At 67.0% G+C, this 6,702-nt stretch carries 10 protein-coding genes; 7 read left to right on the top strand and 3 right to left on the bottom strand.

The window, feature by feature from the left end; all coding sequences use genetic code 11:
- Positions 1-359 precede the first annotated feature (359 nt).
- The 3 genes from J2045_RS20825 to J2045_RS20815 all read left to right on the top strand — a co-directional run bounded on the left by J2045_RS20825 (position 360) and on the right by J2045_RS20815 (position 1,895).
- A complete protein-coding gene (locus J2045_RS20825; protein WP_307376649.1) occupies positions 360-929 on the top strand; it encodes a head-tail connector protein in 570 nt (189 codons plus the stop codon).
- A gap of 2 nt (positions 930-931) precedes the next feature.
- On the top strand, positions 932-1,267 hold the full coding sequence (locus J2045_RS20820) for a phage head closure protein (protein ID WP_307376648.1): 336 nt from the start codon (positions 932-934) through the stop codon (positions 1,265-1,267).
- Between the two features lie 229 nt (positions 1,268-1,496).
- Positions 1,497-1,895 carry a DUF3168 domain-containing protein gene (locus J2045_RS20815; protein WP_307376646.1) on the top strand — a complete coding sequence of 133 codons (399 nt, stop codon included), beginning with the start codon at positions 1,497-1,499 and terminating at the stop codon, positions 1,893-1,895.
- Positions 1,896-1,907: 12 nt separating this feature from the next.
- Here J2045_RS20815 and J2045_RS20810 read toward each other — a convergent pair whose 3' ends face one another.
- A complete protein-coding gene (locus tag J2045_RS20810; protein ID WP_307376644.1) occupies positions 1,908-3,131 on the bottom strand; it encodes an MFS transporter in 1,224 nt (407 codons plus the stop codon).
- Between the two features lie 565 nt (positions 3,132-3,696).
- Between J2045_RS20810 and J2045_RS20805 the strand changes: the two genes are divergently transcribed.
- From J2045_RS20805 to J2045_RS20795, 3 genes are read left to right on the top strand one after another with little or no spacing between them, the layout of a single operon-like run.
- A complete protein-coding gene (locus J2045_RS20805) occupies positions 3,697-4,104 on the top strand; it encodes a phage major tail protein, TP901-1 family (protein ID WP_307376641.1) in 408 nt (135 codons plus the stop codon).
- 28 nt (positions 4,105-4,132) lie between these two features.
- A complete protein-coding gene (locus J2045_RS20800) occupies positions 4,133-4,540 on the top strand; it encodes a gene transfer agent family protein (protein WP_370873185.1) in 408 nt (135 codons plus the stop codon).
- A gap of 26 nt (positions 4,541-4,566) precedes the next feature.
- A complete protein-coding gene (locus J2045_RS20795; RefSeq protein WP_307376636.1) occupies positions 4,567-4,746 on the top strand; it encodes a rcc01693 family protein in 180 nt (59 codons plus the stop codon).
- A gap of 226 nt (positions 4,747-4,972) precedes the next feature.
- Here J2045_RS20795 and J2045_RS20790 read toward each other — a convergent pair whose 3' ends face one another.
- Positions 4,973-5,464 carry a ribonuclease toxin HepT-like protein gene (locus J2045_RS20790; protein ID WP_307376634.1) on the bottom strand — a complete coding sequence of 164 codons (492 nt, stop codon included), beginning with the start codon at positions 5,462-5,464 and terminating at the stop codon, positions 4,973-4,975.
- Entirely contained in the window at positions 5,442-5,771 is a 330-nt protein-coding gene (locus tag J2045_RS20785; RefSeq protein ID WP_307376630.1) for a nucleotidyltransferase domain-containing protein, read from the bottom strand. Before J2045_RS20785 ends, J2045_RS20790 begins: the two co-directional genes overlap by 23 nt.
- A 147-nt stretch (positions 5,772-5,918) precedes the next feature.
- On the opposite strand from J2045_RS20785, the gene J2045_RS20780 reads away from it, so the two are divergent.
- Positions 5,919-6,527: a phage tail tape measure protein gene (locus tag J2045_RS20780; protein WP_307376627.1), complete on the top strand. Its 609-nt coding sequence runs from the start codon at positions 5,919-5,921 to the stop codon at positions 6,525-6,527.
- Positions 6,528-6,702: the final 175 nt, after the last annotated feature.

Below are 6,702 nucleotides of genomic sequence, written 5' to 3'. Positions count from 1 at the left end.
GCCACGATGCGCAAACTGCTCACCATCCTCAACGCCATCATCCGGGACGAAAAACCATGGCAAAACGCTTGACTGCCAAGACAGTCGCTCTCCCCTCGGGGAGAGGATCGCCGAGCGCAGCGGAGGCGAGGTGAGGGGGCGGTTCGGCATGGCGTCGAACATTGAGCCTGAGCTTCGCTCCCCCTCATCCTCCTGCCGGCACCTTCTCCCCGATGGGGAGAAGAGCGAATACGGCTGGCTGCGTGCCCTCCTTCTTCCTCACCTGCGGGAGAAGGAGGGTACGCTTCGACCCGCTCAGGAGGCGGATGAGGGGCGGTCGCCTTGGATCCCGCCGCATTCTCAAACGGAAGGATACCGCAATGACAATCATCGAACTCACTCCGCCTGCGGTGGAGCCGCTGACCCGTGTCGAGATGCGGGCGCATTTGCGGCTGGACAGCCAGGAGGAGGACGACCTTCTCTCGGCGCTTGCCATCGTCGCCCGCGAGCATCTGGAGCGCGAGACCGGGTTGGTGCTGGCGGCGCGGGATTTTCGGCTTTGCCGGGATGACTGGCCGGAGGACGGGATCGTCACGATCCCGCGCGGGCCGGTGCGCGCGGTGATGGCAGTGACCGTTTATGACGGCGACGGCGAAGGTCGGGCGGTTGATCTCGACGGGCATCTGCTTGATGGCGAGGCGCGTCCGGCGCGGCTCTGGCTGCGCGAAGTGCCGCAGCCGGGGCGGGCGTTGAACGGGATCGAGGTGGAGTTTTCAGCCGGCTTCGGCGAGAGCGGCCAGGATGTGCCGGAGACGCTGAGACGGGCGATGCTCACGCATGTGGCGGCGATGTATGCCTGTCGCGGCGTGGTGGCGCCCGAGGCCCAGCCGGCGGTGATGCCGCCCGGTTACGACCGACTGATTGCACCCTTCTGCCGGCGGGGGCTCTGACCATGGCGATGATGGATATTGATGCCGGCCGGCTGACGGCGCGGCTGGTGCTGGAACGGCCGGAGCCCGCAGACGACGGGCAGGGCGGGGCGGTGACGGGCTTCGTCGAACGCGCGCGCGTCTGGGCGCTGATCGAGCCGCGCAGCTTTGCCGAGGAGGAGAGGGGGCCGGGGCTTGTCGCTGGTGTGACGCATCATGTGACGGTGCGGGCGCGCGACGATCTTGGTCCCGGACAGCGGTTTCGCAAAGCGGCGCGCGTCTTCGACATCGAGGCGGTGCGCGATCTCGACGAGAGCGGAAGGTTTCAGCTGGCACTGTGCCGCGAGGTGACGGGATGAGCGGGGCAGGGCAAGGGATTCGGCAAAGGACGCGGCAAGGCATGGCGCTCGAGGAGACGGGCATGCGGCTCGCCGCGATGTTGAGGCGTGCTCTGGCGGACAGGCTGGCGCGACAGACCGGGGATGCTGTTGCCGGTGAGGCTGCGGATAAGGCCAGAGCCGATGCCGATGCCGGGGCCGGGGCTGGGGCGGTCGGTGCCGGGCCTGCGGGAGATCGGGGAGACAGGAGATGAGCATAGCAGTCAATGCCTTGCTGGCGGCGCTTCAACAGGCGGTGAAGGCGGATGCGGGCCTGGCGCTTTCGCTCGGACCGCAGGGATTGAGCGACCGGACGGTGCGGCCACAGCGTTTTCCGGCGCTGGCGGTGGGGGCTGTCGAGACCCGGGATTATTCCACCGGCGAGGCGGAAGGGGCCGAAATCCTGCTGACGCTGGAGGCCTGGAGCGCGGTGTCTCGGCGCGAAGCGGAGGGGCTGGCGGACGCGGCTCGCCGGATCGTGGAAGCCGTGCCGGAAGGGTTTAGTGGCTTCAGGCTGGTGAATGTCAGGCATCGCCGCACGGTGAGCCGACGAGACGTGAAGGCAGGGCTGTTTGTTGCCGATGCGAGCTTTCGGGCGGTGGTGGAGTGAGGGGTGGCGCCCTCAGGGGGAGGGGCTGACGGTCGCCGGCTCGCTGTCCCTGCGCCCCTGCCGCGCAATCGCCGCCAGTGCCAGGATGGCGACAAAACCGGTGGCGGCGAAGGCGGTGGCGAGGAAGAGGCCGGCATGGATGCCGGCGCGATCGATAACGGCCGTCATCAGCACGGGGGCCAGGGCGTTTGCGAGGTTTTGCGGCAAGGACAGGCGGGCCGACTGGCGGGCGAAGCGGCTGGCGGAGAAGAAGGACAGCGGCAGGGTGGCGCGGGCAAGTGTCGTGACGCCCGAGCCGAAGCCATAGAGCGCGGTGAAGAGAAGCAGGCTCGACGGTGTGCCCGAGGAGAAGATCAGGAGCAGGGTGGAGCCTGTCAGCATGGCGGTGCCGGCAAGGCCCGTGGTGACAGGCGAGGAGTGCTTGCCGAGCACAAGGTCGAAAGCGCGGGCGGTGATGCCGAAGACGGCGCGCAGCGACCCGAGCTGCAGAGCCAGCGCCGGCGTGGCACCGGAGAGTTCGAGGATATGCAGGAGCTGTGGCGAAAGCCCGAAGGTCATCAGACTGGCGAGCGATGTCGACAGCGCGATCAGCAGGAAGGCTGATGTGGCCATGCGGCGGCTGAGCGCGAGAGGCTCGACAGCGTCTGCGGCGCGGTCTTCGTCCGAGCGGGTGATGGCGATGCGGCCGAGCGCCAGATGGATCGGCAGGGCAACGACAAGCTGCACGGCGGCGGCGGCGAAGAGTGCGCCGCGCCAGCCGAAGGCCTCGCCGGCCAGCGTCAAGAGCGGCCAGCAGACGGCGGATGAGAGGCCGGTGAAGATCATCAGGATGCCGATGGCGCGGCGCGCCTCGCGGCCCTCGCGTTCGACGACGGCGGCAAAGGCCGGCACCGTCAGCGCAAAGGAGCCGCCGGCACCGAGGATCAGCCAGGCAAGGGCATAGGTGAGCAGGCCGGTGGAGAGCGCCAGCATGGTGAGACCTGCGGCCATCAGGATGGAGCCCATGGCAAGCACGCGTGACGCGCCGTGCCGGGTGATCATCCGGCCGGTCCAGGGGCCGAGAAAGGCCATGGTGAGCATCATGACCGTGAGGCCGGCAAAGGCCATTTCATTGGCAAGCCCGAGATCGGCGGCCATGGCGCGGCCGAACACCGCCGGCATTTCATAGGTCGTGCCCCAGCCAAGGATCTGCGAGACCGCAAGGGCGGCGACTAGGGTGATCCGGGGCATGTTCATGAAAGGACTCGGGCATTGCAGGTGGTCGGGTGTCTTTTCTAGGCGCGACCGTGGGCGGGCGATAGGGCGAAATCTTGTGTGCGGAGCGCTTTTGGGGCGGGGCTCGGGCCATCTCCCCCCCGTGCGGGGGAGATGGCGATTTCGATGAATTAGCCCGATCAGGGCCAAACATCAGAAATCGCAAGAGGGGGGCTCGGTGGGGTTCTCGCCCACGGAACCTTGCCCCTCTCTTGGAAAATCTGAAGTTTAGGCGGCTTGCGCTCGCCCAAGCCTTCGATTTTCCGTTCTCCCCCGCAAGGGGGGAGATGGGACGCCGACGTGGCCTCGCTCTTCGAGGCCCGGCGCTGCCGGGCACCTCAGGTTGGGGGGAACACGGAGATGTTGCCTCCACTCTGCCCTTAAGGGGGAGGGTCGGACCGCAGGTCCCGGGGTGGAGTGGGTCCCGGAACTCTCTGCGCTTTAAGCTGGTCACCCCCACCCGCCGCTTCGCGACGACCTCCCCCCTCAAGGGGGAGGTGGAGCGCGCCACCGCCGTTAAAGAATCACATCATCAAGGAGAGACGCCATGGGTGCGCAGAAGGGCAAGGATCTGTTGCTGAAGGTCGAGGATGGGGCGGGGTTTATGACGGTGGCGGGCTTGCGGGCCAGGCGGCTGTCGTTCAACGCGCAGTCGGTGGATGTCACCGATAGCGAGAGCGCCGGGCGCTGGCGCGAGTTGCTGGAGGGGGCGGGTGTTCGGCGAGCCGGGCTGACGGGCTCGGGCCTGTTCAAGGATGCGGCTTCAGATGCGCTGATCAGGGCCGCCTTCTTTGCCGGGTCGATCCTCAATTACCAAGTGGTGATACCGGATTTCGGCACGGTGACCGCGCCGTTTCAGGTGACGGCCCTGGATTATGCCGGCAATCACGACGGCGAGGTGAGTTTCGAGATCGCGCTGGAATCGGCAGGTGCCGTTTCCTTCGCGGCGCTGTGAGGCGGCCATGCGGGGCTATGAACGGGAGATGGGGGAGCCGGTGACGGTGAACCGCGCCAACCGCCATCGCGGCGAAGTGGAGGCTGTGATCGATGGCGAGCGGCGCATTCTGTGCCTGACGCTCGGGGCGCTCGCCGAACTGGAGACGGCTTTCGGGGCAGACAGCCTGGCCGATCTTGCGGCGCGGTTTTCGAGCGGCAGGCTGAAGAGCGCCGATCTCACCCGCATCCTTGCCTGCGGCCTGCGCGGCGGGGGAAACCGGCTCTCGGATGCCGATGTGGCCGAGATGGCGGTGGAGGGAGGTGTCGCGGGCGCGGCAAAGGTGGTCGGCGAACTGCTGACGGTGACATTTGGCGCGGGAGCGGGTGGGGCTGCTCCTGCTTTTGCGGGGCGGGCGCAGGAGAAGACAGGTGGCGAGGCTGCCGCGTCCCCTTGAGAGCCGCAGGCGGGCGTGAGGCGAAGGTGCGGCCGTTTCCCTGGGGAGCGGCGATGACGCTGGGTCTCTCCCGCCTGCGGCTTTCTCCCGAGGTTTTCTGGGGCTTGAGCCTGCCCGAACTGGCGGCGATGGCGGGGGCCTTCGGGCAACCGGCGGGCCTGTCGCGCCGAGATGTGGAGGCGCTGATGGCACGGTTTCCGGATTGAGGGGATTGCCGCTCACGCTAGGCGCGACAGGTTGCGCCTAGCGTAAGCGGCACCTTTTGGCCGCAGGCGGAGAGACTGGCGAGGTGCGGCCAGCAATGCGCGCGCCGCTCTCCCCGCAGCAAGGCAGAGAGCACCGAGATCGCAGGTAAAAGAGGAGAATGCGACGCGGAAAGCCCAGCCGATTGTATCCTCGGCCTCTACTCTCGAGGTCCGACGGTGTCGCGCCTCAGAGCAAGGGGGAACGGGCAGCGAGAAGATCGTGCAGGTCGGTCAATTCTTGCGCAAACACGGGATAGGCGCGTTGCAGCCGCTGCACATTGTCGACCACCTTTTCCGGCTTGAGGTCGAAGCCGTATTTGTGGCGGACGAGATGGCGAAAACCCTTGAGCTCGCTCAGCTCCAGATGCAGAGCCGGGGGTAGGAGGGCCGGCCGACAGCCTGCCAGTTCCGCCGCCATCTGGTCGAGAATGTCCTGGTGGACGGTTGGCCCTGTCGGTGCGGACCCATCAAGATCGCGCGCGAGACTCATCAGGATATCCTCGATCCCGTTATAGACGTTGTGCACGCCCAGAGAGGCAGCCGAGACGGCACCCCAATCGCCCAAGAGGATATCCTCCCGATGGCGATCGAAAAAATCGCCCAATTGCCCGAGTTCCCGTTCGCAGCGATCGAGTCGAGATGAAAGACGGGAGAATTCAGCAAGCGTGAAGGGCGTCATGCAAAAGCTCTTCGACCCTGTCGGCATCCAGGTCGGCTTCGAAAATGAGATCGTAGGGAATGTCTGTCCCGCGCAGATGGTTCGCGACGATCTGCTCGGCGCGCAGGCGACGACTGGCGTCAAGCGGTGCCCTCACCAGGAGGTCGATGTCAGAATGGATGCGGAACTCGCCACGTGCCAAGGAACCGATCGGAATGATGAGAAGACCGCTGTTCGCTGCGTCCCGGATGATCGCGTCGACCAGCCGCAACGCCTGCGCGCGGCGCGGTTCCAGTCTTTCGGCGATCAGCGATTGCATGCGGTTCATCTGCGTTCTCCGTGTGCCATCTTAGCGCAAGCGCCGCCCTGCAGGAAGTAGTCGCCTTCGAGGCCCGGGGATGCGAGGCGCCTCAGGGGCGAGTGCAGTCTGACGCGCTGTTTAAGATCACACCGGGTCCAGGAAAGGACATTTTCCATGACCGATGACGATACACTCGCACTCTCCGTCGATCTCGACGGCAGCGAGGCACTGGCCGTGCTCGGCGATCTCGAGAGCCAGTCCGAACGCTTCGGGCGGGCGCTGACATCGGCGCTGAAGGGGGCGGCAACTGGCGGCAAGGGGCTGGAGGAGGTGTTGCGCGGCGTGGGCCTGCGGTTGACCGATATCGCGCTGTCCGCCGGTTTGAAGCCGCTCGAAAACCTGCTCGGCGACGCTGCGGGCAATCTGATCGGCGGGCTGACCTCCGGCCTTGGTGCAGCGCTCGGTGGGGGCGTGACCCCTTATGCGGCAGGTGGCGTGCCGGGGCGGGTCATGCCGTTTGCCGACGGGGGGGTGGTCTCCGCGCCCACCTATTTTCCGATGCCAGGCGGAACCGGGCTGATGGGTGAGGCGGGCGCCGAGGCGATCCTGCCGCTGAAACGCGGTGCCGATGGTGCGCTCGGCGTGGCGGCGGATGGCACGGGGGCGGGCACCGTCATTCATTTCCAGGTGACGGCGACGGATGCGGCGAGTTTTGCCAGGAGCGAAGGGCAGATCACGGCGATGCTGGCGCGCTCGGTCGGGCGCGGACGGCGGGGGCTGTGAGGATGCGGGGGCAGCAGGCAGTAGGCAGTAGGCAGTAGGATGTGCCCCGCATGCGGCCCTTCTGGCCACCTTCTCGCCGCAGGCGGGGACATGGGGAGGCCGGCGGTGCGGTTTGGCGCCTCCGCACGCGGCGCCCTTGCGCTGAGATGCCCCGTGAGCCGGCCTCGAAGCATCC

Source organism: Peteryoungia aggregata LMG 23059 (genome assembly GCF_030814435.1).
Classification (GTDB): domain Bacteria; phylum Pseudomonadota; class Alphaproteobacteria; order Rhizobiales; family Rhizobiaceae; genus Allorhizobium; species Allorhizobium aggregatum.
The sequence above is the reverse complement of the archived record's forward strand: the minus strand, read 5'-3'. Positions and strand labels throughout refer to the sequence as shown.

Excerpts from the sequence above, each read along its gene's own strand:
- J2045_RS20815 (WP_307376646.1), top strand. The coding sequence starts at position 1,497 with ATGAGCATAGCAGTCAATGCCTTGCTGGCGGCGCTTCAACAGGCGGTG.
- J2045_RS20785 (WP_307376630.1), bottom strand. The coding sequence starts at position 5,771 with ATGAACCGCATGCAATCGCTGATCGCCGAAAGACTGGAACCGCGCCGC.
- J2045_RS20790 (WP_307376634.1), bottom strand. The coding sequence starts at position 5,464 with ATGACGCCCTTCACGCTTGCTGAATTCTCCCGTCTTTCATCTCGACTC.
- J2045_RS20825 (WP_307376649.1), top strand. The coding sequence starts at position 360 with ATGACAATCATCGAACTCACTCCGCCTGCGGTGGAGCCGCTGACCCGT.
- J2045_RS20800 (WP_370873185.1), top strand. The coding sequence starts at position 4,133 with ATGGGGGAGCCGGTGACGGTGAACCGCGCCAACCGCCATCGCGGCGAA.
- J2045_RS20810 (WP_307376644.1), bottom strand. The coding sequence starts at position 3,131 with ATGAACATGCCCCGGATCACCCTAGTCGCCGCCCTTGCGGTCTCGCAG.
- J2045_RS20820 (WP_307376648.1), top strand. The coding sequence starts at position 932 with ATGGCGATGATGGATATTGATGCCGGCCGGCTGACGGCGCGGCTGGTG.
- J2045_RS20780 (WP_307376627.1), top strand. The coding sequence starts at position 5,919 with ATGACCGATGACGATACACTCGCACTCTCCGTCGATCTCGACGGCAGC.
- J2045_RS20805 (WP_307376641.1), top strand. The coding sequence starts at position 3,697 with ATGGGTGCGCAGAAGGGCAAGGATCTGTTGCTGAAGGTCGAGGATGGG.